Here is a 25,837-nt window from a genome sequence, read left to right on the forward strand (position 1 = left end):
ATCACCGAGACGAAGCCACTCGTTCCTGGTGTCGACTCGACAGGTGCGCGGCAAGAGTCGACCCGGCACCGTGTACGACGATGCTTCCCAGCACCGTCATGACCATGATCGTCAAAACGTGCTCGCCGTACGCTTCGGGCAGCAGGTTGAAGGCAAGCAATCCGAAGATGATGGACGGTGTACCACGCGGCGCCATCCAGCCCAGAAGCAGCGTTTCATGCCACGAAACATCGGTCCCCAGAAGGGAAACAGCGACGGGGACCATGCGGACAACAGTGAGCGCGGCCGCGCAGAACACCACCGATCGCCAGGTGACATCGCCGGCCAGAGCAAGGACGGCGGCGGCCCCGAAGACGAACCACATCTGGGTGGTCAGCAGAAAACCCACGTCGTCGATCAGCCGGCGACCTTCGGCGAAACTCTCGGACCGGCGACGCAGGTGATGGAACAGCACGCCGCACACGAACGGGGCGACGAACTCGTTGGCGCCCACGGCGTGTGCCACCGCGAACACCAACAGGGGGACGGCCACGACGGCCATGCGTTCAGACTGCGCGGTCATCCACCCACGCTCTTCCGCCGCGTTGACCCCTGCTCCGAAAAGAAGCCCGAGCGCCGCCCCGACCATGATCGCCAGGGCAACGGCCCATGCCACGTCGGCGAGCGCCCCGAGCACGGACCTCGAACGGTCGGTACCCGCGGCAAGAGTGATACCGAAGAACAAGACCGGTGCCAGGACGCCGTCTTTGTAGCCTGCTTCGATATTGAGCACATCGCGAACTCGGCGGGGCACTCGCTGGTCACGCAAGATCGTCGAGGCGGGCGAGAAATCGGTGGGGACCACCACGCACGCGATGACGAGCAGCAGCGCCCACCCGGCCATGGGAAACAGCCAGGAGCCGACAAGCATGGCCGCGAGAACGCTCAACGGCAACGCGACGACCATCATCCGGATGACGAGTCCGGGGCTGCCTCCGAGCAACCGTCCTCGTGCCTCGGAGGAATCGACGAAAAGCAGCACCGCGAGGATGATCTCGGCGACCTCGAGCGCCGCGTGCGCGTCCAGGACGTCGCCGACTCGGCCGTGGGCCGCCACACCGGCGGCGATCCCCGCGGCGACCACGACCATCGGCGCGGTAATGCGGTGACGTTCGAGCCAACCGGCCAGCATCGCCCACAGCAGCAGCGCCGACGACACCGCGAGAATCGCTCCGGTCATCACGCCAGCCTGCCAGAACGATTCGTGCACGCAAGGGTGCCACGGCTGCGATCCGAGGGTTTACGCGCCGGATGGCGGAGGGTTTTCGTCGCCCTTCGTGCCGGGGTCGTGGCCGCCGGGAACGTCGTTGATGCTCGCGGGGGCATGCAGGGCGATTCGCCGTGTCGATGGTGGCGCCACCGACACCTTCTCGGGTGCGTCGTCGGGAAGGCCGGTCGTCCATCGCCCGTAACGAGCGGCCAGTGGTGCTGCACTGAGGCCGTGGACCACGATCGACAGCACCACCGTCACCGCGGCGATGTCGACCACCTGGTCGACGAGTGCGACCGTACCCAGTTCCTCGAGGGCGATCAGCGCGAAGATCACGGTGGCCAGCCCGCGCGGTCCGAACCAGCCGACGAACAGCATCGTCGGCATCCCCCAGCCGTAGCCGGCCATCGACACAACCACGGGGACGATCCGCACCACGGTCAGGGCGCCGATCGCGACGACATACGTGCGAATGGTCGCGTCGGCGAGTGCCGGTCCTACCAGTGCCGCACCGAAGGCGATCCACACGACCGAAGACGCCAGCAGCCCGGTCGTTTCGGTGAACTCGGTCTGCGTGCGCAGCTCGTCGTCGACGAGATGACCGAAGCACACACCACCGAGGAACGCGGCGACGAAACCGTTTCCGTCGACGGCCACCGCCACGAAGTAGCACAACAGCGCCAGTGCCAGAACCGCCGACTGCTCCGACAGCCGTGAGGTCCACGCGTGGGCGCGGCACCGACGCAACACCGCGCCGCCCGAACCGCCGACGCACACCGCCACCACGGCGGCGATCGCCAAGGACCAGACCAGGTCGACGACCCAGCGCTGTTGGCCCAGCTGTCCTGATTCGGAGGCGACAACCACCATCAGCACAGCCACCACCGGTGTCACCAGGCCGTCGTTGAGGCCGCTTTCCACAGTCAGGAGGCGACGAACTCGCGACGGAACCCGCGCATCGGTGACGACGGCGGCGCCGAGAGCAGCGTCGGTAGGTGCGATCAGGGCCGCGATCAGGGCGGCCGCCGCGAGGCCGTCTTCGGGGAACACCACGTAGGCGAGCACGGTGCCCGCCACCAGTGTCAGCGGCAATCCGATCAGCAACAGGCGCAACGCAGGTCCGCGATCGCCGCTGACATCTCGCAGCCGAAGATGTGAGGCGTCGGAGAAGAGCAACAACGCCAAAGTGATCTCCGCGACATTCAGTAACCAATCCGCATCCGGTGTGGCGTGGACCAGCCCGAGCCCGGTGCCCCCGGCGAGCACTCCCACGGCTACGAACACCATCGGCGCGGTGACATTCGCGCGACCGAGCCGGGTTGCCACCAGGGAGTACATGAGCACAGTACCCAGCACCAGCAAGGGAATCGCCGTGGGCACCGCGTGGTCGTCCATCGCTCCTCGTCCCGCCGGCTGGGCTGTCGAATTCGGTACGAGTGAACCGTAGGTGAGCGACGGCGAGTCCGGCTCACCCGTTCCGGGTGACAGCGAAGACTCGTCCGCGCCGTCGCGCGGCACGCTACCCGGCTTGTTCGGAGACCGGATAGGCGCCGCGCAGACGGTGCATCGTCGCCGTTACGACGGCGCGGATGTCGGCTTCCCGCAACGGGGATTTTGTCGAGGTATTCCTTGCATCCCGGCCGCAGGCAGGACAAGACGTGAGCGACTGGAGCGGCCCCGAGGACAGTGCGTCGCGGCCGGGCTCACCCGCGGATCGACAAAGGAAACGCACGCCGATGAGGACCCGAACGCGGCCGGCGGACCAGCCTTCCGGTCACAGTTGACCCGACGTCGTGGCGCGGTAGCTGCGGGCGACGAGGGCAGAACGCATGTACCACAGGCCGACCGGTTGGGTGGGGTCGAAGCCGGTGAGTTGGCCGATGCGCTTGAGCCGGTAGTCGACGGTGTTGGTGTGCACGTGCAGGAGGCGGGCGGTGCGTTGGCGGTTGAGGTTGTTGGCGATATGGCGTTGCAGGGTTTCGAGGAGTTCGGGGAACGGGTCGAGGGGGTCGAGCAACGAGCCGAGGAATTCGCGGCCGGGTCCGGGGCGGGTGAGCTGGTATTCGAGGGCGAGTTCGTCGAAGCGGTAGAGCCCGGAGGTGACGTCGAGGCGCTGGACCATGTCGAGGAGTTCGTGGGCTTGGTCGGCGGCGTCGGGGATGCCGACGGTGGTGGTTTCGACGAGGGCGGCGGTGATTCCGACCTGCGCGGCATGGGAGAGTTGGGCGACGAGGGCGGCCCAGCCGTCGCGGTCGAAGGTGTCGGCCGGGATGAGCACGGTGCCGCCGTCGACGCTGAGCAGCGACAGCGCCGAATCGCCGCAGCGTTTCGCCAATTCGGCTTGCACGCGACGCAATTTGCGCCGGGCCACGACCTTCTGGTCGAGAGCGGGAATGCTTTCTTGAGCGTGCGGCGGGAATGACAAGGCGAGCACGGCGTATTGCTCGGCGATGGCGATGCCGCATTCCCGGGCCATGGTCGAGGTGCTGTGGCCGCCGAGCAACGCCGAGGTGAGTGTGTGCACGGCGGTGTGATGTTCGCTGATGACACTGCGCAATTCACGCACGTAGGCGAGGGACACCTGGGCGGTGATCGTGTCGAGCATCTCGACCACCATTTTCGCCCCGTCGATGAGGCTGTCGTAATCCTTCACCGATGCGCTCGACACCACGAGATCCAGGCCCATCTTGAAGCCTTCGGCGATCGAGTGGTGGATCGTGTCGATCGGGACTCCTTCGCGGGCCCAGCCGCCTGCCGCGTCCTGCAACCGCTGCAATTGGCCCGGAATATCACGGCCGTCGAGCATTCCGACGGCGAATTCCAGGCAAATGCGGGTGATGGTGGTGACATCACCCGCGATCGCCTCGCCGGGCAGGGTGCCGCACGGGATGACGTTGGCGACGAAATGTCCGACCATCTGCCGGGAAAGATTGCGGACATCCTTGAGTGGAGACGATGCCGGTTTGCCGGAGATGGTCAGCGATTCTCTGGCGAGATTCTCGACGGACATCTGTTGTTCCCTTCGCCCGGGCTCGGCTCAACTGTGCGGCTCTGCAGCCAGAGCAAGCCCGCTGGTTCTCTGCGGTTGCACGGCGACGAATTCGTTCGGCCAAGCGGTGGAGATCAGATCTGTAGGTATAGCCAAACCTGCACGGTCACGGTGTGTCTACGCGGCGATGGTTGGAGAACGTCACGGTTGGACACCAGGCGTGTGTGTTGCTCTTCCCTAAGACGCCTGCTGTTTGCAGCCGATCATGATCGACAGCGGGTCGGTGCGGGTTCGCCGCGGAATCGGGCCTCGATGAAGTTCCAGGCTTCGGGCAGACCCGCCACCGCGGTCGTCATGTGCTCGGCGATCTGGTACCGGGAGAACGTGAGCGCTACCCCTGCCGCGCAGTAGCGCCCGGCGACGTCGGCGACGGCGTCGAAGGGGGTGAGTGCGTCGAATTCGCCTTGCCAGAGCATCGTAGGTGTCTGGGGCAGGCCCGGATAGTGCCGCAAACTGTTCTCCCGCAGTACCGCTCGCGCTTCGGGATCGTCCATCAGGGACCTCGTCGCCGCGAGTTGTTCGGCACTGCGGAGCACACCGTGGAACAGCAGGAAACGGCGGCATTCGTCGGCGGTGAAGTCGCGGAACCACCGGCCCTCGGCATTGAGCTGGTCGGAAATGGGCAGCCGCTGCGGGTATTCGCGTTCCAAGCCCATCGCCGCTGCCCAGGCTAGGCCGAAGCCGGGATGGTTCCCGAAACCGATCCCCAGGGCCATCTGTTCGAGGTCGGCGGGAATACCGCCCGCAGCGACGCCGGCAAGGGTGAGCTCGGGTGCGTAGGTCGGCTGCATGGCGGCGGCCCAAGCCGTCGCCAGTCCTCCGCCCGAGTAGCCGGCCAGGGCGATCGGGGACTGGCCCAGGCCGAGTTCAGGGGCGCGCTGGAGTGCGCGCACGCTGTCGAGGGTCACCATGCCGCTGAGTTTGGCGGCCCCATAGGCGACATTCGGGCCGAGGTAGTCCGGCAGGGCGACAGCCCAGCCGCGTGCCAGCGGCAGCGCCGCGCCGAACGCGTCCGGAGTTTCGTCGTTAACGAGCGAGTGAGAAGGATTGCACTTGGTGCCGAGCGAATTGATCAGTGCCTGATACGAGACCAGCGGCGGATTCGGCACGCCCGTCGGGATCAGTACCGTGGTGACGCCCATGATCGGGTCGCCCGAGGAGTTGGTCGAGCGGAAGGCGACGTGCCAGATGTCGGTGCCCTGGTACGGGCCCAGGTCGAATTTCCGTTGCCGCACCACATCACCGGGAGCGAAATCGCCGATATCGGGCGGTGCTGTGAAGAACGGGTCGGCTTCCGGGGTGGGATATCGCGGCTCGGAGGTCGCTACCGGGGCGAAGACGCTCGCGGTGACGGCATAGAACAGCACAGCCAGTACGGCCGGCCAGATGCGGCGCATGGTCGATCCTCGATCTCTGGGAGAGTTGGGTCAGCAGTTGCTCGGCGCGGGCTCACCGCGGAACCGAGCGTCGAGCCAGTCGACCGCGGACGGGAAGCCGAGCACCGCGGTGGCCAGGTGGTCGGGGCTCGGATAGAGCTCCGATCGCACGGGTGTGCCGGCAGCGCAGTAGCGCCGGGTGGTGCGATCGATGGCGTCGACGGGGATCAGCGGGTCGATCGGGGTGTGCCATTCGAACACGGGCATCGTCGGCACGCCGTCGAACAATTCGAGGCTGTTCGCGTCGCTCACTTCCCAGACGCGCGGGTCGTCGATCAGCGAGACAGTGGACGCGAGGTCGGCGGCGCTGTGCATGGCACCGGCGGCGATCAGTTCGACGGTGCAGCCGTTGGCCATCGCGTCGCGGACAGCCAATCCGGTGTCGTTGAGTTGCGCGCTGATCGGGAGGCGGTCGGGATATTCGCGTTCGAGCCCGAGCGCAGCGGCCATCGCCAGTCCGAACATGGGATGCGGTGCGAGGCCGAGCGTGCGGGCCATGGTGGTGATGTTCATCGGCACACCGCCCTGCGCGGCACCGACCAAGCGGAGTTCGGGTGCGTACCGCGGGGCGAGCGCGGCTGCCCAGCCGGTGGCCATCCCACCGCCGGAGTAGCCGAGCAGGGCGGCCGGGCTGTCCGCGAGTCCGAGCTCGGGGACCCTGGTCGCGGCGCGGATGCCGTCGAGGGTGAGCTGTCCGCCGAGCCTGGCCGCGCCGTAGGCGGCATTCGGACCGAGATGATCGGGTAGAGCGATGCTCCAGCCACGCAACAGCATCGTGTTCAGCAGCGGCACAGCACGATAGAGCAGATTGGGATCGTAGGCGTAGAGCGCGCGCGAGACCGCGCACTGGGTGCCGAGGCCGTTGATGATGTGCTGATAGGACAGCAGCGGGGCGCCTGGGCGATGGTCGCGGGGTGTGAGGATCGTGGTGGTCGCCGCGATCGGGCGGCCGTGTGAGTCGGCGGAACGGAACTTCACCAATGTGACGGTGGCCGTGGGGAAATACGGCAGCGGTTCCTGCACGCGGACCGCGAGCACCGCACCAGGGTCGGCGGCGGCGATGTCGGCGGGTGCGGCGTAGAACGGGTCGGGGTCCGGGATCGGATACACCGGCGGCAATCCGGCCGCGGAATGTGTTCCCGACGCCGCGCACACACCGATCACCGCCGCAAAGGCAAGGGCGCGAACGCTAATCCCCATGCGTCACCGCCGCTGTGGGGTAACGAACTCCGGTCGCTTGTTCGGACGCCGTCCACAACTGCTGCCACAGGGTGCGATCTCGCGACAGCGCGCTCGACGGGCACGCACCGACCGGTCCGCGGGTGTTGAACAACCTGGTCGGACCCCAGTAGATGTCGGGGTCGGCCGCCGGTGCGGTGGCAGCGTAGAGCGTGGATTGCGCGGCGGCGGTGCGGGATTGGCCGACCAGCCGGATGAAGGGCTCGGCGACGTAGTCGAGCGGAGTCTGGGTCCTGGCGACGAGCCCGGTCGGGGCCACGCCGGGGTGCACGGCGTAGGAGCGCAGCGTCGACCCGGTTTCGCGAAGTCTGCGCTGCAATTCACGGCCGAATATCAGCGTCGACAGTTTCGATTCGGCATAGGCAGTCGAACGATGGTATCGGCGCCGTTCGAAACGCAGATCATCGAGTGGGAGTGATTTCGTCCAGCCGTGCGAAATACTCGACAAGGACACGATCCGGTCCCGCACCTTGTCCAGCAGAAGGCCGGTGAGTGCGAAATGTCCGAGGTGGTTGACTCCGAACTGCATTTCGAATCCATCGACGGTGCGGGCGAACGGTACGTTCATCAACCCGGCATTGTTGACGAGAACGTCGAATTCGCCGCATTCCTGTGCGAACCGCCGCACATCGGCCAGATCGGCCAGGTCGAGGGTGGCCACGGTGACATCGCCCGCTATCCGGTCGGCGACCGCACGCCCGCTTTCCGGGTCGCGACACACCATGACCACCGTTGCACCACGGTCGGCGAGGGTGCGCGTCACGATCGCACCGAGGCCACCATTGGCGCCGGTGACAACGAATCGCCTGCCGTGTTGATCCGGTACCGGTTCGGGAGTTCTGACCATGGCGCATGACCTTACGAATCCCGACAAAGCCGTGGCAATACGTTTGGAAAATGTCAGGGACCACGGCCGGACCGTTGGTCGTTTCCCAAAGCCGTTCGCGGCGCGGCTGATTCGGGCCCAGTTGTCGTAGCGTGAGGCCGTGAGTGTTGCCGAGTAGATCGCCGGCAGAATGCCCGATCCCGCTGCACTACTCGTTTCTGTCACATTCCGCCCACCGAGGAGTCCTGCTCAATGGCCCGCGAAGACGAACTGCGCACATACATGAAGAAGGCGATCCGGGAATTGCAGACCACCCGGACGCGCCTCGACGAGCTCGAAGCGCAGGCGTGTGAACCGATTGCCATTGTCGGAATGGCGTGCCGGTATCCGGGTGGGATCAGTTCGCCCGAGCAGCTGTGGCAGGCGGTGCTGGATGGGCGTGACCTGGTGACCGAATGGCCGACCGATCGGGGCTGGGATGTGGCAGGGCTGTTCGATCCCGAACCAGGGGTCGCGGGCAGATCGTATGTGCGCACGGGTGGCTTCGTCGCGGGCGCCACCGCGTTCGACGCGAACTTCTTCGGTATCAGCCCGCGCGAAGCACTGGCGATGGACCCGCAGCAACGATTGATACTCGAGACCGCGTGGGAGACCTTCGAACGGGCGGGCATCGACCCGACCACGGTGCGCGGAAGCGACACCGGTGTGTATGTCGGCCTCATGCCGGATGTGCAGGGCCCGTCTTCGCGCGATCTCGACGATCGGGTGCGCGAGCGCATCGAGAACTTCCTGATGACCGGGCAGGCCTCGAGCATCGCCTCGGGGCGGGTGGCCTATGTCCTCGGTTTGGAGGGTCCCGCTGTCACGGTCGATACAGCCTGCTCGTCGTCGCTGGTCGCGATCCATCAGGCCGTGCGGTCGCTGCGCGCCGGTGAGACGACGCTGGCGCTGGCCGGCGGTGTCACCGTGATGACCACCCCCGCGGCGTTCGTCGCGTTCTCCGCCCAGCGGGCGCTGGCGGCCGACGGTCGATGCAAATCCTTCGCGGCGGGGGCGGACGGCACAGCGTGGGGCGAGGGTGTCGGGATGCTGCTGCTCGAGCGGGCATCCGAGGCCCGCAGGAACGGACACCGGATCCTGGGGCTGGTCCGCGGTACGGCGGTGAACTCCGACGGTGCGTCCAACGGTCTCACCGCACCGAACGGACGATCGCAGCAGCGGGTGATCCGCGCCGCGCTGGCGGACGCGGGTCTACGCACCGACGAGGTGGATGTGGTCGAGGCGCACGGAACCGGCACGCGCCTCGGTGATCCGATCGAGGCGGAGGCGTTGCTCGCGACCTACGGGGCGGAACGCGACGACGAGCAGGCGCTGCTGCTGGGGTCGCTCAAGTCGAATATGGGGCACACGCAGGCCGCCGCGGGAGTAGGCGGGTTGATCAAGATGGTGATGGCGATGCGGCACGGCACGGTGCCGCCGACGTTGAATGTCGACGAACCGACCCCACACGCGGACTGGTCGTCGGGGGCAGTCCGGTTGGTGACCGAGGTCCGGCCGTGGCCTGCGACGGGTCGTCCGCCGCGCGCCGCGGTGTCGTCGTTCGGCATCAGCGGCACCAACGCCCATGTGGTGATCGAACGGGGTGAGTACCCGGTCCAGCCGGAACGGGATGTCGTCCCGCCACCGGTAATTCCGTGGGTGGTCACCGCCCGGTCCGCGGATGCCGTTGCCGCCCAAGCCGCTGCCCTGCTCGACCAGCTCGCGACGGACCCTGCGGTCGAGCCCGTCGATATCGGGTTGTCGTTGCTCGATACGCGCGCTCGGTTCGAGCACCGAGCCGTCATCGCCGGGCGGAACCATGAGGAATTGATCGAGGGGCTGCGGGCGGTCGCGCGGGGCGGCGACGCGCGGAATGTGGTGCGCGGCAGTGCCCATGCGGCCGTGTCTGCGGTGATGTTCCCTGGGCAGGGCACCCAGCGGACGGGGATGGGGCGGGAGCTGTACGAGGGCTATGCGGCCTATCGCGCGGCGTTCGACGCCGTTTGCGTCGAATTCGGCAACCATTGCGCGATTCCGGTGCGCGAACTGGTGCTCACCGAGGACTCCGGTGCGGCGCTCGACAGCACCGAGGTCGCGCAGATGGCACTGTTCGCCACCGAGGTGGCGATGTACCGGCTGGCCGAATCATGGGGGCTACGAACGGCTTTCGTCATGGGGCACTCCATCGGCGAGATCACTGCGGCCTATGTCGCCGGGGTCTGGTCCCTGGCCGATGCCTGCGCCTTGGTGGCCGCGCGGGGCAGGCTCATGCAGTCCGCTCCCGTGGGCGGTGCGATGGTGGCGGTCGCCGCGGATCCGGAGACCGTCGCCGATCTGGTTCGCCGCTACGACGATGTCGGTGTTGCGGCGGTAAACGGGCCTGCATCCGTAGTGGTTTCGGGCGCGGAGGCTACGGTGTCCGCTCTCGCGGAACAGTTGGCCGCCGACGGAATCCGCACCACCCGGCTGCGGGTGAGCCACGCATTCCACTCGCCACACATGGATGCCGTCCTCCCCGAATTCGCCGCGGTCTGCCGAGGGTTGACCTATCACCCACCGACTGTCCCGGTGATCTCGGCGCTCACCGGCAAGGTGGCCGAGGCGGCACAGTTGTGCTCCCCCGAGTACTGGGTGAGCCATCTCCGCGAACCGGTCCGCTATCTGGACGCGGTGCGGTGGGCCCGGGAGCAGGGCGGCGTGAGTTGTTTCGCCGAGATGGGACCGGTCGCCGCGCTGACGGCGATGGTGCACGAGATCGCCGACGACGACACGGCGCTCACGGCGGTCGCGTTGCAGCGCCCGGGTATCGCCGGTGATCTCGCGTTCGTGGTGGGGTTGGCCGCGCTGCACTGCCAGGGCGAAGCACTGGACCTGACCACACTGTTCGACGGCGCAGGCGCCCGCCCGGTGGATCTGCCCACCTACGCCTTCCAACGCGACCGGTTCTGGCTCGAGGTGGGCGAGCGCGGGAATGTCCGCGGCGCCGGGCTCGACGACGCCGAGCATCCGCTGCTCGGGGCGCAGGTCGGTCTCGCCGCCGACGGCGGGCTGCTGCTCACCGGCCAGCTGTCCTTGCGCACACACCCGTGGTTGTCCGGGCACCGGATCGCCGGATCGGTGCTGCTTCCGGGTACCGCGTTCATCGAACTCGCCTGGTACGCGGGCCGATCGGTGCAATGCCCGGTGGTCGGTGAACTCGCCCTCGAATCCCCGCTCGTGATTCCCGATACCGGGGCGGTGGACGTGCAAGTGCAGGTCGGACCGGCGGAGCAGTCCGGGCATCGGACGCTCACCGTTTCCTCTCGTCCTCGAACGACATCGGCCCAAGAACTGCCGTGGACCGGGCACGCCACGGGCACGCTGCAACCGGCGGAAGCCGTGGCTTCGGAGACGAAGGGGCCGTGGCCGCCCGTCGGCGCGGTCCTGGTCACCACGCACGACCCGTACGACGCGATGGCGACCGCAGGCTACGAATACGGCCCGGCTTTCCGCGGTCTCGGCCGGATCTGGCGGCACGGTGAGGAGGTGCTCGCCGAAGTAGCCCTGCCCGAATCAGCCGCTGCCGACGCCACCGACTTCGGCCTGCACCCGGCGCTGCTCGATGCCGCACTGCACGCGATGATCGCGACGGGCACGGTCGGCCCCACCGAGTCCGGTGCGGTGAAGCTGCCGTTCGCGTGGGAAGGCGTCGCGCTGCACGCGGTGGGCGCGTCATCGCTGCGTGTTCGTCTCACACCGGTCGGTACCGACCGGATACGTCTCGAGGTCAGCGACACGGCGGGCAAGCCGGTGGCCACCGCCCAATCGCTGGCCTTGCGCGCGATCCCGTCGGCAGCGCTGGGCCGACGCCCGGCCTCGGACGGCGGACTCTACGAAGTGAACTGGGTCGGTGTTGCCGCACCCGAACCCGATGCAGCCCAAGGCAACTGGGCCCCCGTGGACACGGCGCGCGGTGTTGTGGCCGAGCACTGTGCGGATAGCGAGCTGGTCGTCGTCCGGCTCGATCCGGCCGACCGATCCCAGCCGGTCGCCGAGCAGGTGAGCAATGTGCAGACCGCAGTGCGCGCCCTGCTCCTCGACGACCAATTCTCCGGGGCACTGATCGTCTTCGTCACCAGCGGCGCGGTCGCGGTCCACGGCGCCGAGGACGTCGACGACCTGGTAGGCGCCGCGGTGTGGGGTCTGCTGCGCACCGCGCAGAACGAACACCCGGGCCGGATCGCGCTGCTGGATCTCGACGATCCCGACGGCTACCGGGATGCCGCACGCCTGGCCGCCGGATCGACTACCGAGCCGCAGCTGGCCATCCGGCACGGCGAACTACAGGCACCACGTCTGGTTCGCGCCGGGGCGGACACGGTCGGGTCCACCGAGGCACTCCATGAGGGTCGATGGCAGCTCGTCGACCGTGGGCGCGGCACGCTGCACGGCGACAACATGGTGCTGGCCGCACAGCCCGAGAGCGTGCCGCTCGAGCCCGGCCAGCTACGGATCGCGGTACGGGCGGCGGGCGTCAACTTCCGTGATGTGCTGATCGTGCTCGGGATGTATCCGATCCCCGATACCGCGATCGGTGGTGAGGGGGCGGGTGTGGTTGTCGAAATCGGCCCCGACGTCACCGATTTCGCAGTCGGCGACGCGGTGATGGGCATCTTCACCGGCATCGGCACGACGGCGGTGGCCGATCGGCGCACCGTGGTTCCGATGCCGACCGGCTGGTCCTTCCAGCAGGCGGCGGCCGCACCCATCGTGTTCGCCACCGCGTACTATTCGCTGGTCGATCTGGCCGAAGCGCGAGCGGGAGAGTCGCTGCTGATCCACGCCGCCACCGGTGGTGTCGGTATGGCCGCGGTGCAGCTCGCCCGGCATCTCGGGCTGGACCTGTATGTCACCGCCAGCCCAGGCAAGTGGAATGCGTTGCGCTCGAACGGTTTCACCGACGACCGTATCGCCAGCACCCGTACCACCGAGTTCAAGGACAAATTCCTCGAGGCGACCGGCGGGCGCGGCGTCGACGTCGTCCTCGATTCGCTGGCGGGCGACAAGGTCGACGCCTCGCTCGACCTGCTGCCGCGCGGTGGCCGGTTCATCGAGATGGGCCTGACCGACCTGCGGGACGCCGACGAGATCGCCCTCACCCACCCCGGCGTCCGGTACCGCAACTTCCTGCTGATGGACGCCGGACCCGACCGCCTGCGCGAGATCCTCACCGAACTGCACACCCTGTTCGAATCCGGTGTCCTGCGGCCGCTTCCGGTGACCTCCTGGGATGTGCGGCGAGCGCCCGAAGCATTCCGGCAGCTCAGCCAGGCCCGCCACATCGGCAAATACGTGCTGACGGTGCCCCTCCCGCTCGACCGTGACGGCACAGTCCTGGTGACCGGCGGCACCGGCGGACTCGGCGCACTGGCCGCCCGTCACCTGGTGTCCGGGTACGGCGCGCGGCGCCTGCTGTTGACCAGCCGTCGTGGCCCCGACGCCGACGGCGCCGACGAACTCGCCGCCGAACTGTCCGCACTCGGCGCCCACGTCGACATCACCGCGTGCGATGTGAGCGACCGCGACGCGCTCACCGCCCTGATCGCCGCGATCCCCCCAGCGCATCCGCTGACCGCGGTGGTGCACACCGCCGGCGTCGTCGACGACGCGTTGTTCGCCGCTCAGACCCCAGAGCACCTCGCGAAGGTGTTCGGCCCGAAGGCCGACGCGGCCTGGCTACTGCACGAGGTGACCGAGGGCCGACCTCTGTCGATGTTCGTCATGTACTCCTCGATCGCGGGGCTGCTCGGCAATCCCGGTCAAGCGAACTATGCCGCGGCCAACGGCTTCCTCGACGCGCTGGCCCAGCACCGCAGACATCATGGCCTGCCCGCCACCGCCCTCGCGTGGGGGTTGTGGGAGCGCGGCACCGGAATCACCGGCCACCTCACCGAACGGGATCTGCACCGGATGCGCCGGGACGGACTCGTGCCGCTCACCGACGACGACGGGCTGGCGCTGTTCGACAGCGCGTTGGCGACCGGCAGAGCGCTGGCGGTGCCCGCGCGGCTCGACCTCACCGCGCTCGGCTCGGTCGGTGACGACGAGTTGCCCGCGATGCTTAGGTCACTGCCACGCGGTCCGCGCCGCGCGGCCGGCGGTGGGTCCGACGAATCGGCAGCCCTGGTCACGAGCCTGTCCGGTCTGGACGCCGCCGAACAGGAGCGGGTGGTGCTCGGCGTGATCCGTGCACACGCCGCGGCGGTGCTCGGGCACGTCTCGGCGGAGGCGGTGCCGGCCGACACCGCCTTCACCGACCTGGGTTTCGACTCGCTGGGCGCCGTGGAATTCCGCAACCGCCTCGAAGCGGCCACCGGCGTGCGGCTGCGCACGACCATCGTCTTCGACTACCCCAATGCTGCGGCACTGGCCGAGTACCTGCGCACCGAGATCGCGCCGCTGGACGACCCGGTCGAACGGATCGCCGCGCAGCTCGACGCGCTCGCCGCGGGGTGGGCGGGCGTGGACCTGCCGCAGGACCGGGTCGGTGAACTGCTCGACCGGATCGAGGTGCTCGCGCGCACCCTACGCGGCGGCGCGCACAGCGTGGTCGACAACATCGACGGCGCCGACGACGACGCCCTGTTCGACCTGATCGATCAGGTTCGCTCGGTCTGAGCCGAGGAGAAAGCGAGGATCCGATGGCCAACGAAGCGGAACTGCGCGCGTATCTCAAGCGCGCCACCCGGCAATTGCAGCAGACTCGTCAGGAGCTCGCCGACGAGCGGGCACGAACAACGGAACCGATCGCGATCGTCGGCATGTCGTGCCGGTTCCCCGGCGGAATCGACTCACCGGACGATCTGTGGCATGCACTGCTCGACGGGCATGACCTGATCTCGGACTTCCCGGCCGACCGGGGCTGGGACATCGACGCGTTCTACGATCCCGACCCCGACAAGTTCGCCAAATCCTCTGTGCGCGAGGGTGGTTTCCTGACCGAGGCGGGCGAATTCGACGCCGGGTTCTTCGGGATCAGTCCGCGCGAGGCCGAAGCGATGGACCCGCAGCAACGCCTGCTGCTCGAGCTGGCCTGGGAATCGGTCGAGCACGCTCGCATGGACCCGATGTCGTTGCGCGGCAGCGATACCGGCGTCTTCGTCGGCTTCAGCGACCAGGGATACGGATTCGGTGCCAGTCAGGCCTGGGACGGCGCCGAGACCTACTACTTCACCGGCAACCACGCCTCGATGGCGGCGGGCCGGGTGGCCTATCTACTGGGGCTGGAAGGGCCTGCGGTGACCGTCGACACTGCCTGTTCGTCTTCGGCGGTCGCGATCCACCAGGCGATGCAGTCGTTGCGGCTGCGGGAATGCGCGATGGCCCTGGCCGGGGGTGTCACGGTGATGTCGACACCGATGCCGTTCGCGCTGTTCTCGCGTCAACGTGCGCTGGCACCGAACGGCAGGTGCAAATCCTTCGCCGCAGGCGCGGACGGCACCGCGTGGGGCGAGGGTGTCGGCTTCGTTGTGCTGGAACGCCTTTCGGACGCCCAGCGGGAGGGTCACCGGATCCTGGCTGTACTGCGCGGGTCCGCGGTGAACAGCGACGGCGCATCCAACGGCCTCACCGCGCCGCGCGGAACCGCGCAACAGCGCGTGATCCGGGCGGCGTTGTCGAACGCCGGGGTCGGCGCCGCCGAGGTCGACGTGGTCGAAGGGCACGGTACCGGCACCGTATTGGGCGACCCGGTGGAGGCCCAAGCCCTCCTCGCCACCTACGGCGAGCGTGACGGTGCGCCACCACTGCTGCTCGGTTCGGTGAAATCCAATATGGGACACACCCAGTCGGCGGCCGGGGTAGCCGGACTGATCAAGATGGTGCAGGCGATCCGGCACGGCGTCGTCCCACCCACCCTGCACGTCGACGCACCGACCCCACACGCCGACTGGAACGGGGACCGGATCCGGCTCGCGCTGCGACCACACCCCTGGCCGAGCACCGGACACGCGCGCCGAGCCGGGGTCTCCTCCTTCGGCATCAGCGGCACCAACGTCCATCTGATCGTCGAACAGGCACCCGAATCCGTAGCAGTACAGACCGTTTCGGCACGGATGGAACCGGCGGTCGTGCCGTGGCTGCTGTCGGCTCGCACCGCGGGTGCCCTGCGGGATCAGGCGGCTCGGTTACGCGCGGCCGTGACCGATTCCGCCCAGGACATCACCGACATCGCGTATTCGCTGGCGACCACCCGGGCGAGATTCGACCACCGCGCCGTCGTCGTGGCAGACAGCCGAGAAGGCCTGCTGGACGGCCTTGCCGTGGTCGCGGGTGAGCGCACCGGCGGTTCGGCGGTCATCGCCCGCCGCTCCCCCAGCGGGAAACTGGCGATGATGTTCTCCGGCCAGGGCGGACAGCTCGCGGGCAGTGGCCGTGAACTCTACGACACCTTCCCGGTGTTCGCGGCGGCGTTCGACACGGTGTGCGCCGGTTTCGACACTCACCTGGACCGCTCGCTGCGCGCGGTGCTGTTCGACGGTGAGGACCTGCTCCCCCGCACCGACTACACCCAGCCCGCGGTGTTCGCACTCCAGGTCGCGCTGTTCCGCCTGCTCGAATCCTGGGGCACGACACCGGATTACGTCGTCGGACACTCCATCGGAGAACTCTCGGCGGCGCACGTAGCCGGGGTGTTGTCACTGGCGGACGCGGTCACCGTGGTCGCGGCACGCGGCAGGCTGATGCAACAGATGACGCCGGGAGCGATGGTGTCCGTGCGAGCGTCCTACGCCGAGGTGCTGGCCTCGATCGCCGGACGGGAGAACGAAGTGTCGATCGCGGCGGCCAACGGGCCCAACGCCACCGTGCTGGCAGGCGATATCGCCACGGTCGGGGACCTCGGCCGACAGTGGCGCACCCGCGGGCGTCGCGTCACCCGACTCGCCGTGGACCGCGGGTTCCATTCACCCCACGTCGCCGCGATCGTCGACGAGTTCCGCGCGGTCCTCACGACGGTGCAGCTCCACGAGCCGCGCATCCCGTTGATCTCCACGTCGACAGGGACCGCGGCCGAACCGGGGCAGCTCACTTCGATCGACCACTGGGTCCGTCAGGCCCGTGAGCCGGTGCGCTTCCACGACAGTGTGTTGCACCTGAACGACGCCGGTGTCGTCACCTATCTCGAACTCGGCGCCGGTGACACGCTCGCCGGACTCGTCTACGAGGCGCTCGCAGACACCGGCTGCACCGCCGTGCCGATGCTGCGGCCCGGCGCCAGTGAAACTTTCTCGGTGGTGAAAGCCCTCGGCACGGCCTGGGTTTCCGGCGCCGAGGTCGGATGGGAGGCACTGTGCGGGGACGGTGACGCGTCCACAGTCGACCTGCCGACCTACCCGTTCCAACATCGCCGGTACTGGGTCGACACCGACAGCTCCGAGCTCGAACGCTTGATCGGCGCGGCCGGCGCCGACATCGCGGGACAAAGCGCCCTCGACCGTCACGACGCGCTCACGAGAACTCCCGGACCCGGGCGCCCGGACTTGCCGACCGTCCCCGAGAATCAGCGCACCGACTTCGCGACGCGCCTGGTGGTCGAGCAGATCCGCGAAATCCTCGTCGACCGCGCCGAAGACGAGCTCGACCTGGACGCGACCGTACTCACGCTCGGGCTGACGTCGTTGTCGATCCTGGAGTTGCGCAGCCGTATCAACACCGCCGCCGCAGTGCATCTTTCGCTCGAAGATCTCTTCACCCATCCGACACCGAGGATGCTCGGCGTGCTGCTCGCCGAACGCATCTGGAGTACGGTCCCTGCTCACGAGGCGGTACTCGCGTGACAAGTCCCCTGTGGCCGGTGCGCGGCACGCTCGGCTTCGAACAACTCGTCCCCGCCGCATTGGCGCATCGACGAGGTCTCGCCGAGGTCTATGTCGCCGATACGGCCGTTGTCGGCGGCTCCGAATTCCTTGCCGCGGTACAGATTCCGCGCGCACATTCGCTGTGGTTCGATCGACTGGTCGCCTACCACGACCCTCTCTGCGCCGTCGAGGCCGTGCGCCAAGCACTTCTCGTCGTCGGGCAACGTCACCTCGGTGTGCCCGCCGACGCCCCGGCGAGCTTGCAGCGCATGGCATTCATGGTGGAAGACCTCAGCGCGTTCCGCGACAGCGAACGCTACCCGTTGGAGGGGCTGGTCCGCGTACGTCCGGGCGCACTGGCCACCGGGCGCGATTATTACCAGGACGTGCCCTTCGATGCCATCTTCACCGTCGACGGTGCGCTGGCCATGACGCTGTCGGGCAGCGGGATCACCTTCCCCCGTGAGGACTACGACGAGTTCCGCGAACTGCAACGCCGCAACCGTGCACAAGCTGCCGAGCCTGCACCGGATCCGGTGCGGCCGCTCCCACCTGAGCTCGTCGGGCGCCGCGACCCACGCAATGTCGTCCTCGGGCGGACCCCCACGCCCGAGCTGGTCGTCGTAGTCGACCGGAGTCATCCCAGTTTCTTCGACCACCAGTACGACCACGTCCCGGGTCCGCTGTTGCTCGAGGTCTTCCGGCAGGCGGCCGTCCTGGCCGCGAGCGAGGCCGGACTGCTCGATTCGCCGGCGGCCGCGGTGCTCGGCGTCGAGGCCCATTTCACCGATTTCGCCGAACTGGACGCGCCCATCACCTGCACCACCACCACTGCCGACACCGGACTCGACGGCATCGGCGTCGAGGTCACCCTGCACCAGCGCGGCGCCCGGATCGCTGTCGCGCTCGTCGAACTGGCGCCCTACCCCGTGCCGCCGGAACAGGAGCACAACCGATCATGAGCACGCCACAGAAGTTCGCCGTCGTCGGCGGCGGCCTGTCCGGCATCGGCGCCGCGTTCGCCCTGCACCGCGCCGGTCACACCGTGGAACTGCTCGAGCAGGACTCGACGCTCGGTGGACGCTGCGGTTTCGGCACGCTCGGTGGGACTCCGATCATGCTGGGCGGCAAAAATATCGGCCGTCGCTACCACGAGCTGCGCGCGTTCATCACCGCGTCCGGCGAACGTGCGTACGAGCCGTTCGGGATCAACAGCTCCCAGGTCGTCGACGGTCGGCTGGTGACGCTCGACAACCCGGGCATCGCCGGCTTCCTCCGCCATCTCCTGCGCACCGGATCGCCCATCGACGCGGCCCGCATGCTCTACTACGGTGCGCGCGTACGATTCGACGAACGCAACCGTTATCTCGACTCCGACTACTTCGGTCGCCTGGGCACTGCCGAAGACAGCGCCGCCCTCAGCACTCGATTCGGTCACGAGTTCAGCCGTACCGTCCTGCGCCCGTTGACCGTACGACTCAATGCCGCAGAGCCGGACGAGGTGTATCCCGGCGCTTTCGGGGTGAGCCTGGGCATGGTGCAGGATCGCTACGACCAACTCGTCGACGGAATGCAGCCGGTGCTGGACTGGTTCGCCGGCCAGGTACCGGTTCGCCTCCACACGCGAGTCGAACGCGTGGTGCTGCGTGAAGGCCGGGTGGCCGGGCTGGAAACCATGGAAAACGACGGTAGGACCACGTTTTCCGGCTATGACGGTGTGGTCCTCGCGACCCCTGCGCACGCGTCCGCACGGCTGCTGGGCGAGGTTGCTCCCGCACTCGGCAAGATGTTGGGCGAGGTCACCTATTATCCGTCGACGGTCGCGGTGGTGCAGTACGCGCGACCCTTGTTCAGCAGTACCGTGCGATCGATCGCGTTCGATTCCGGGCCCTGCAGTGCGGCAGGGGTCTACGGCGTCAACGATCTCGACATCGTCCGCTACACCTTCAGCGGACGCGAGGCGCGGCCGCTGCCCGACCCAGCACAACTGGCGCGGTGGGTCGACGATGCCGAGGCCAAGGTGTGCGGCCTGCTCGGCGGCCCGACCATCGAGCGACTACGCACCGAAACCCGCAGCTGGTCAGCAGCCCACTGCGCTTACCTACCCGACCACGCCGGATTCCGCGCCGGGCTGCGTGAACAGCTGCGCGCCGTCCCGGGGCTGCAACTGGCCGGTGACTATCTGCTCGGCGCCCAACTCGAAGCCTGTTACCGATCCGGGGTCGACGCGGCCCGTGCCCTGACGGCGCGGTAGGCGGGCTTCACGCAGCGCCCCGGGTGTGCACGAGATCATCGGCCAGCAGTGCGATGCGGGCCCGCAGAATTCCCTCGGCTGTCGTCAGATCGAGGTCGGTCAGGCTGCTCACCCGCCGCAGCCGGTAATCGATGGTGTTGGGGTGCACATTGATCCGGCGGGCCGCGGCCTTGCGGTTGAGGCCCGTCGCCATATAGACCTTCAACGTTTCCAGCAATTCCGGGTAGTCGGTGAGCGGGGCGATGACAGCGGCGAGATGGTTGCGCGCGGGTCCGGGCCGGGTGAGCTGGTACTCGATCGCCAGATCCGACAGCTCGTACAGCCCAGCGGGTTTGGCGATGCCACGCACCAAGTCGAGCAGCTCGTGCGCTTCCTCGGTGGCGGTGGGAATCCGCTCGGTCGTGGTATGCACCAGGGTCGCGGTGAGTTCCATGCCGGCCAGAGCGCCGATCTCGGCCAGCACGGCGGCGGTCATCCGCGGCGAGTCCGGCTCGTCGGCCGGGATCAGCAACGTCCCGCCCTTGGTACTCAGCAAGGCCAGCGCCCGCGAGGCGAACACATCAGCCAGCGCCGCCTGCACCCGGCGCAATTTGCGGCGCGCGACCACCTGGGCGTCGACGTTCGGGTCGAACTCCTCGGCCAGATCGGGAATCATCAGTGCGACAACCTGATACGAGCCGGCCACCCTGATTCCGGTCTGCCGGGTGAGCGCGCCGATGCCGTGCCCGCTCAGCAACGCCGAGACCACCGTCTGCGCACTGGTCTGATGCTCCTTGGCGACCTGACGTTGCTCGTCGAGGTAGGCACTGGTCACCGTCGCGTTGATCATCTCGAGTGTCCGCAACAGCAGCCGGGTGCCCTCGACGAGCTCGGTCAGGTCCGCCGGGGTGACGTGCTCGGTGACGAGTTCGAAGCCGATCCTGAAGCCCTCGGCATAGGCACGGAGCAGGGTCCCCACCGGCACACCCTCCCGGGCGTACTGCGCTGCGGATGCCCGCAGCGCGGCCAACTGCTGTTCGGACGGAGACGCCCGCTTGTCCAGCATTTCCATCGCCAGGGCCAGGCAGTGCCGGGTGAATTCGGTGACGTCACCGCGGATGGCCTCGCTCGGCAGCGTCATACACGGCATGAAATGCTCGGTGAAATAGGTGACCAGCCGCGGCACCAACTCGTCCGCGCTCCCCAGGAAACTCGATACCGGCCGACCGTCCGCGGTGAAAGGGTTGTGGGCCTGATCGATAGTTGAAGGGGTCATCGAGCACTCCGTTGTAACAGTCGGCAATGGACGATCGCGGGTTCTGTGTGAATCGCAACATAGCCACGCCTCAGCTGTGGTTACCGTGCCCAGCAAATGCTCTGGTGGGCTCACGATGCCCCGGTATACCGTTTGTGTGGATTCACAGACTGCCTTGTACCGCAGCACAATGCACCGGTTCGAGCGCAGCCTCGACGGGTATGTAGGCTGCCGCAGCGCGTTTTGCCGAGCACTTGCTCGATTCGCGCTCGCGTCGGCGGTTCAAGAGACGACCAGCCGTTGTTGACGGCGCTGGTAGGACGGCGGATCCGTCGTGATCAGATCGCACCGGGTTCGCACCCATGCCGGGTTGTTCTGAATATGTCGATACGTGGGAGTGATGGCCACGGCGATCTGGTGGGTCTCGATGTAGTCGAGCAGCGACTCGAGGTCCACATCGGGTTCGACGATGGTGTGCACGATCCGGAGACCGTGCGCGGTGGCGATGTCGAGCGCTCTGGCACGGGCGGCGCTCAGGATGCCGGCGAGTTGCAGCCGGTCGACGACGAAGACGGCACTGTCGTTCATTCGATCCTCCTCGCGGTTCCCGCCGTACGGACCTGGCAACATCGGAGTTTCCAGATGGCGGGTAAATCCAGTAGACGCCGCTTCGATCGCTCGGAAAACTTTGTCTGGAAACTCCACAGCTTCGAGGAAAAATTCTTGAGAATCTCCCAGCGCCTACCGGGCAATTACACTTTCGCCCGCACCATCCCCTGCGGATCACGTTCGCGATCGGATTCGATTCAGAGACAAAGCAAGGGCTGATCCGATGTGAACTCTCGCAATATACGGATCAGGTCACCTGCAACAACCCGCACGATTCGTATCGTCACAGACGCAGCCTTCGGGCGGCCGGTACCAACACCGCGAACAGACTCGTCCGCAGCACGGATCGCCCTTCCATCCTGCGGGCGGGTTTGTCCGACCCCGCACAAAGGTCGCGGTCACGCTGTCTGCTGCTCAGCGAGTGAACGGTTTCGCGAGTTGGGCGAGATAGCCGCTGGGGTAGTCGGGTTCGGCCGCCATACCGAGATCGGCGCTGGAAAACCGTCGGCCCGGGTCGTAGCTGTAGGTGCGCAGCAGGTGATCCCAGACGAGGGTGAACAGCCCGAAGTTGACATCACCGATGCCTGCCCATTTGAGGTGGTGGAAGCGGTGGCCTTCGTTGAGCGCCAGAACGTATTTGAAGGGGCCGACGCGATAGTCGGCATTGGAGTGTTGCAGCAGCAGTTGCACCGCCACCGCCAATGACAATGCCGCCGCGACCGGGACGGGGATCCCCGCCAGCAGCAGCGGGGTGACTCCGGCGGTCATCTCGATGGTCTGATGCAACGGGTGTTTCATGAGGCCGTTGAGCCCGTAGAACCGTTGCACACTGTGGTGTACCGCGTGGAAGCGCCACAGGATCGCGATCTTGTGACTCGCGTAGTGCGCCAGAGTGATCCCGAAGTCGGCGACGAGGATCGCCATCAGCACCTGAGCGACGAAAGGCCAACTGCCAGGCCAGATCCCGACGCCAGGGATCAGCGCGGCGAGCACCGGGATAGCGGCGACGCTGCCCAGGACCAGGGTTTCGTTGACGACACCGTGCGCGGTGTCACGGCCGAAATCACCGTGGGAGGTATTCCAATCCGCCCGGTAGGGCAGGACCGCCTCGGCGGTGAAAGACACAGCGACAGCGATGCCGAGCAGGGCGAGTAGCCAGAGTTTGTGGGCGCCGGTGGCGGCCACGGCGATACCCGCCCCGTTGATGCCGATCAGCATCAACGGGGCGTAGCCGTAGCGGATGAGTGAAGCAACAAGTGCGGACATGGATTCAGCGTCGCGCCCTGGTACCTGTCTCGGCTTGAAGAAATCAGCTGACCTGTGCCGGTGGCGGACGCCATCCGGTGGCGATGAGTGCTTCGGTCGGGGTGATACCGATCAACTCCCGACACGTACGGGTCAGGTGTGCGCTGTCGGCGAACCCGGCCGCATGGGCGGCCTCGGTCAGCGAACCGCCCTCGCGCACAACCGTGAAACCGCGTTGCAGCCGAGTCCAGCGCCGCCACGCCGCATATCCCGAGCCGACCTCGGCGGTGAACACATGCGCGAGCCGACTCGCCGACATCCCCACCCGGGCAGCGAGTTCGACCAACGACGGTGGTCCCCCTGGCCAACCGGCCGCGACACGCAGCGCGTCGGCGACCGCCGGATGCGAGCGCCGCCGCGCAGCGCCGAGCGAATCGAGCGGGCTCTCGGGTGAACGCGGGGATGTCGCGGTGACCCAACTGGTGGCGGCTTCACCGGGCAAGCCGGCCAAGCGGGCCAGCGCGGCGCGCGCGGTGGCGGAGTCGGGATCGAGGAAGGCCGCGAACCCGGATGTTCCGGGTTCCGCGGTGACCTGGTGGACAACACCGGGCGGGATGATCGCCGCCGTGGCGTGCGTTGCCTGCCCCTGCGCGTCGGTGAGAACGAGGCCACCACGGGCGACGAACAACACCTGAACCGCGGCATGAGCGTGCCGGTCGGCGTCGCCGATCCGGCCGGTGAACGCCATGAATCCGGGCGTGAACACCGCATCACCGCGCCACCGCGCAGCCGAATCCGAGGCGTGCGGCGGCGCGGTGACCCCTGCCATGATTCTCTCCGTCAGCGCGGTGACGGCCCGGGGCGTCCACCGGTCAGTTTTCGCAGGAGAGCAGCGAAAGCGTCATCGATCGCGTGAGGTTGTGGGCGGCCCGACGGCGACAGGGTGTTCCAGCGCTGGAGATTCAGCGCGACGGAGGCTTGGCGGGTTCGGTCGCCGCTGGTCAGGGAGATGGCACCGCCACCCCAGACCGAGCCGTCGTGACCCCAGAAGGTGCCACGGCCGGGAACCTCCATCCGGTGCAGGCCGAGCCCGTAGTCGACGGTCTTGCCTTCGAAGGAGATCACCGCGACGGTGCGCTGCATCCGTTCCAGCATCGCGCGACTGATGATCTCACCGGCGAGGAGCAGATCGAAGAACCGGTTGAGGTCGGCGACGGTCGAGATCAGGGAAGCCGACGGGCCTACCCACGACATGTCGTAAACGCTGTAGTCGCGCGGCGGGTCGATCATGCCGAACCACGATTCGTAATGGTGGGAATGTGGTCCATCGATCTCGGAACCAGTGGGCAGTTCGGTATCGCGCAGACCGGCACGTTCGATGACATTTCGGGTGATGACCTTCTCCGCCGAAGTCGCCGTGACCGACTCCATCAGCCGACACAGCAGCAGGTAATTGGTGTTCGAGTACACCCCCGGCGGCTTGCCGGGGACACCGACCGCGGGTGCGGCGACACCCATCTCGATCAGCTCGTCCCAGCTGAACTTGCTGAACCTGTTGTCGTCCAAGCTTTCCGGTGTCGTCCTCGCAAGATCGGGGAACGCGGCCAGCGACGGGTAGGCGTGTGGGAGGTATTCGGCGAGACCACTGGTGTGGTTGATCAGCATCTCGACCGTGATCGCCGCACCGCGCTCGCCGGGGACCAGCTGCGGCAGATAGTGGCCGATCGGTGTATCGAGCCCGATCTCGCCGGCTTCGACCAGCTGCAGCACGGCCGCGGCGGTGAACGTCTTGGTGATACTGCCGACACGGTGTCGCATATCGGCCGTCACCGGACGACCGGTGGCGAGGTCGGCGACTCCGGCAGCGCCGCGCCAGATCTGCTCACCGGCTCGCGCTTCGGCGAACACTCCCGGCACTCCGGCGCGATGCACCGCCTCGAGTGCGGCCTGTAGTTCGTCGGGATCAAAGGAATTACTCACGGCAGATGTCCTCTCGCGGTCGTCGCCTCGGCTGAGGCGAGCACCACTATCGGCCGAGCGGACCCGTCGAGTATTGAGAAAATGTTCCCCAGGCCCGGTGGCGGTAGCGCGCGATATCGGGCAGATAACGCGTCGCGAGCACCCCGGGTGTGCTGCCCGCGAAGATGGACACATCCCGGTGCAGATGCGCCTGATCTGCGTAGCCGCCGTCCGCGGCGACCTCGGCGGCGGATCGACCCGCCAGCAAACCGTCTACCGCACAACGGAATCGGACCAGCATCGCCGCACGTTTGGGAGTCAAGCCGATCTGCGACTCGAACCTCGACCAGAGACGTTTGCGGCTCCACCCGCACGACTGGGCGAGGTCGGCGACGCGTACCTGCCCCCGGGCGGCGAGTATGTCGTTCCAACAGGCGACCACCTCCGAATCCGGCACGCGGCGCACATCACTGTGTGTCAGAAACGATTTCGTCAGAGCGAACCGCTCATCCCAGTCCGTGGCAGCGGCCAGTGCGGCCCGCAGACGGCGAGCCGGTCCACCCCACAGTTCCTCTGCTCCGACCACGCCTGAACCCAGATCACGCGGGCTGACGCCCAAGAGCGAATAGGCGCGCACCGGCGACATGCGGATCTCGATGCACTCGGCTCGCGCGCAACGAACGCGCATCGCCGCGAGCGCGGGTCCGGCGACGAGTCCGGTCAACCTCTGCCGCCCGTCGCCATCGTCGGCCACGAGCTCGGTATCGCCGAAATTGATCACCACAGTGACCGCCGGCGCCGCCGCGACGCGCAGGTCCAGGCCCTGCCCGATACGGAAGCCGAGGATCGCTGCTCCCACCCG

General features: G+C 67.5%; 16 protein-coding genes. 4 read left to right on the forward strand and 12 right to left on the reverse strand.

Annotated features, from left to right (window positions below; all coding sequences use genetic code 11):
* Nucleotide 1: 1 nt before the first annotated feature.
* The 6 genes from HYG95_RS19390 to HYG95_RS19415 all read right to left on the reverse strand — a co-directional run bounded on the left by HYG95_RS19390 (nt 2) and on the right by HYG95_RS19415 (nt 7,820).
* On the reverse strand, nt 2–1,219 hold the full coding sequence (locus HYG95_RS19390; protein WP_181699708.1) for a sodium:proton antiporter: 1,218 nt from the start codon (nt 1,217–1,219) through the stop codon (nt 2–4).
* A 60-nt stretch (nt 1,220–1,279) separates the two neighbouring features.
* Complete coding sequence (locus HYG95_RS19395; protein ID WP_181699710.1) at nt 1,280–2,644, reverse strand: cation:proton antiporter; 1,365 nt, start codon at nt 2,642–2,644, stop codon at nt 1,280–1,282.
* Nucleotides 2,645–3,023: 379 nt separating this feature from the next.
* The gene (locus HYG95_RS19400; protein ID WP_181699712.1) at nt 3,024–4,259 is read right to left on the reverse strand and encodes a CdaR family transcriptional regulator; all 1,236 of its coding nucleotides are present in this window, start codon (nt 4,257–4,259) and stop codon (nt 3,024–3,026) included.
* 242 nt (nt 4,260–4,501) lie between these two features.
* Nucleotides 4,502–5,695: a lipase family protein gene (locus tag HYG95_RS19405; protein WP_181699715.1), complete on the reverse strand. Its 1,194-nt coding sequence runs from the start codon at nt 5,693–5,695 to the stop codon at nt 4,502–4,504.
* Between the two features lie 30 nt (nt 5,696–5,725).
* Complete coding sequence (locus tag HYG95_RS19410; protein WP_181699717.1) at nt 5,726–6,934, reverse strand: lipase family protein; 1,209 nt, start codon at nt 6,932–6,934, stop codon at nt 5,726–5,728.
* On the reverse strand, nt 6,924–7,820 hold the full coding sequence (locus HYG95_RS19415) for an oxidoreductase (RefSeq protein WP_181699720.1): 897 nt from the start codon (nt 7,818–7,820) through the stop codon (nt 6,924–6,926). Before HYG95_RS19415 ends, HYG95_RS19410 begins: the two co-directional genes overlap by 11 nt.
* 231 nt (nt 7,821–8,051) lie before the next feature.
* Between HYG95_RS19415 and HYG95_RS19420 the strand changes: the two genes are divergently transcribed.
* The 4 genes from HYG95_RS19420 to HYG95_RS19435 are packed head-to-tail and all read left to right on the forward strand — an operon-like array spanning nt 8,052 to nt 19,928.
* Nucleotides 8,052–14,495 carry a type I polyketide synthase gene (locus HYG95_RS19420; protein ID WP_181699722.1) on the forward strand — a complete coding sequence of 2,148 codons (6,444 nt, stop codon included), beginning with the start codon at nt 8,052–8,054 and terminating at the stop codon, nt 14,493–14,495.
* Nucleotides 14,496–14,518: 23 nt separating this feature from the next.
* On the forward strand, nt 14,519–17,653 hold the full coding sequence (locus HYG95_RS19425; RefSeq protein ID WP_181699724.1) for a type I polyketide synthase: 3,135 nt from the start codon (nt 14,519–14,521) through the stop codon (nt 17,651–17,653).
* The gene (locus tag HYG95_RS19430; RefSeq protein WP_181699726.1) at nt 17,650–18,636 is read left to right on the forward strand and encodes an AfsA-related hotdog domain-containing protein; all 987 of its coding nucleotides are present in this window, start codon (nt 17,650–17,652) and stop codon (nt 18,634–18,636) included. The genes HYG95_RS19425 and HYG95_RS19430 overlap by 4 nt, the downstream gene beginning before the upstream one ends.
* Nucleotides 18,633–19,928 (forward strand): NAD(P)/FAD-dependent oxidoreductase, encoded by a 1,296-nt coding sequence (locus tag HYG95_RS19435; protein ID WP_181699728.1) that lies wholly within the window; start codon nt 18,633–18,635, stop codon nt 19,926–19,928. Before HYG95_RS19430 ends, HYG95_RS19435 begins: the two co-directional genes overlap by 4 nt.
* 7 nt (nt 19,929–19,935) lie before the next feature.
* Here the strand turns inward: HYG95_RS19435 and HYG95_RS19440 are convergent, their stop codons facing one another.
* The 6 genes from HYG95_RS19440 to HYG95_RS19465 form a co-directional block, all read right to left on the reverse strand.
* Nucleotides 19,936–21,183, reverse strand: coding sequence for a CdaR family transcriptional regulator (locus tag HYG95_RS19440; RefSeq protein WP_181699730.1), 1,248 nt, complete (start codon nt 21,181–21,183; stop codon nt 19,936–19,938).
* A gap of 261 nt (nt 21,184–21,444) precedes the next feature.
* Entirely contained in the window at nt 21,445–21,750 is a 306-nt protein-coding gene (locus HYG95_RS19445) for a hypothetical protein (RefSeq protein ID WP_181699732.1), read from the reverse strand.
* A 435-nt stretch (nt 21,751–22,185) separates the two neighbouring features.
* On the reverse strand, nt 22,186–23,037 hold the full coding sequence (locus HYG95_RS19450; protein WP_181699734.1) for a sterol desaturase family protein: 852 nt from the start codon (nt 23,035–23,037) through the stop codon (nt 22,186–22,188).
* A 43-nt stretch (nt 23,038–23,080) separates the two neighbouring features.
* Nucleotides 23,081–23,845 carry an AraC family transcriptional regulator gene (locus tag HYG95_RS19455; protein WP_181699736.1) on the reverse strand — a complete coding sequence of 255 codons (765 nt, stop codon included), beginning with the start codon at nt 23,843–23,845 and terminating at the stop codon, nt 23,081–23,083.
* Nucleotides 23,846–23,856: 11 nt separating this feature from the next.
* A complete protein-coding gene (locus tag HYG95_RS19460) occupies nt 23,857–24,996 on the reverse strand; it encodes a serine hydrolase domain-containing protein (protein ID WP_181699746.1) in 1,140 nt (379 codons plus the stop codon).
* Nucleotides 24,997–25,042: 46 nt separating this feature from the next.
* Nucleotides 25,043–25,837 (reverse strand): helix-turn-helix domain-containing protein (locus tag HYG95_RS19465; RefSeq protein WP_370465845.1); only part of this gene is annotated, 795 nt, incomplete at its 5' end.

Source organism: Nocardia sp. GTS18 (genome assembly GCF_013839555.1).
Lineage (GTDB): Bacteria > Actinomycetota > Actinomycetes > Mycobacteriales > Mycobacteriaceae > Nocardia > Nocardia rosealba.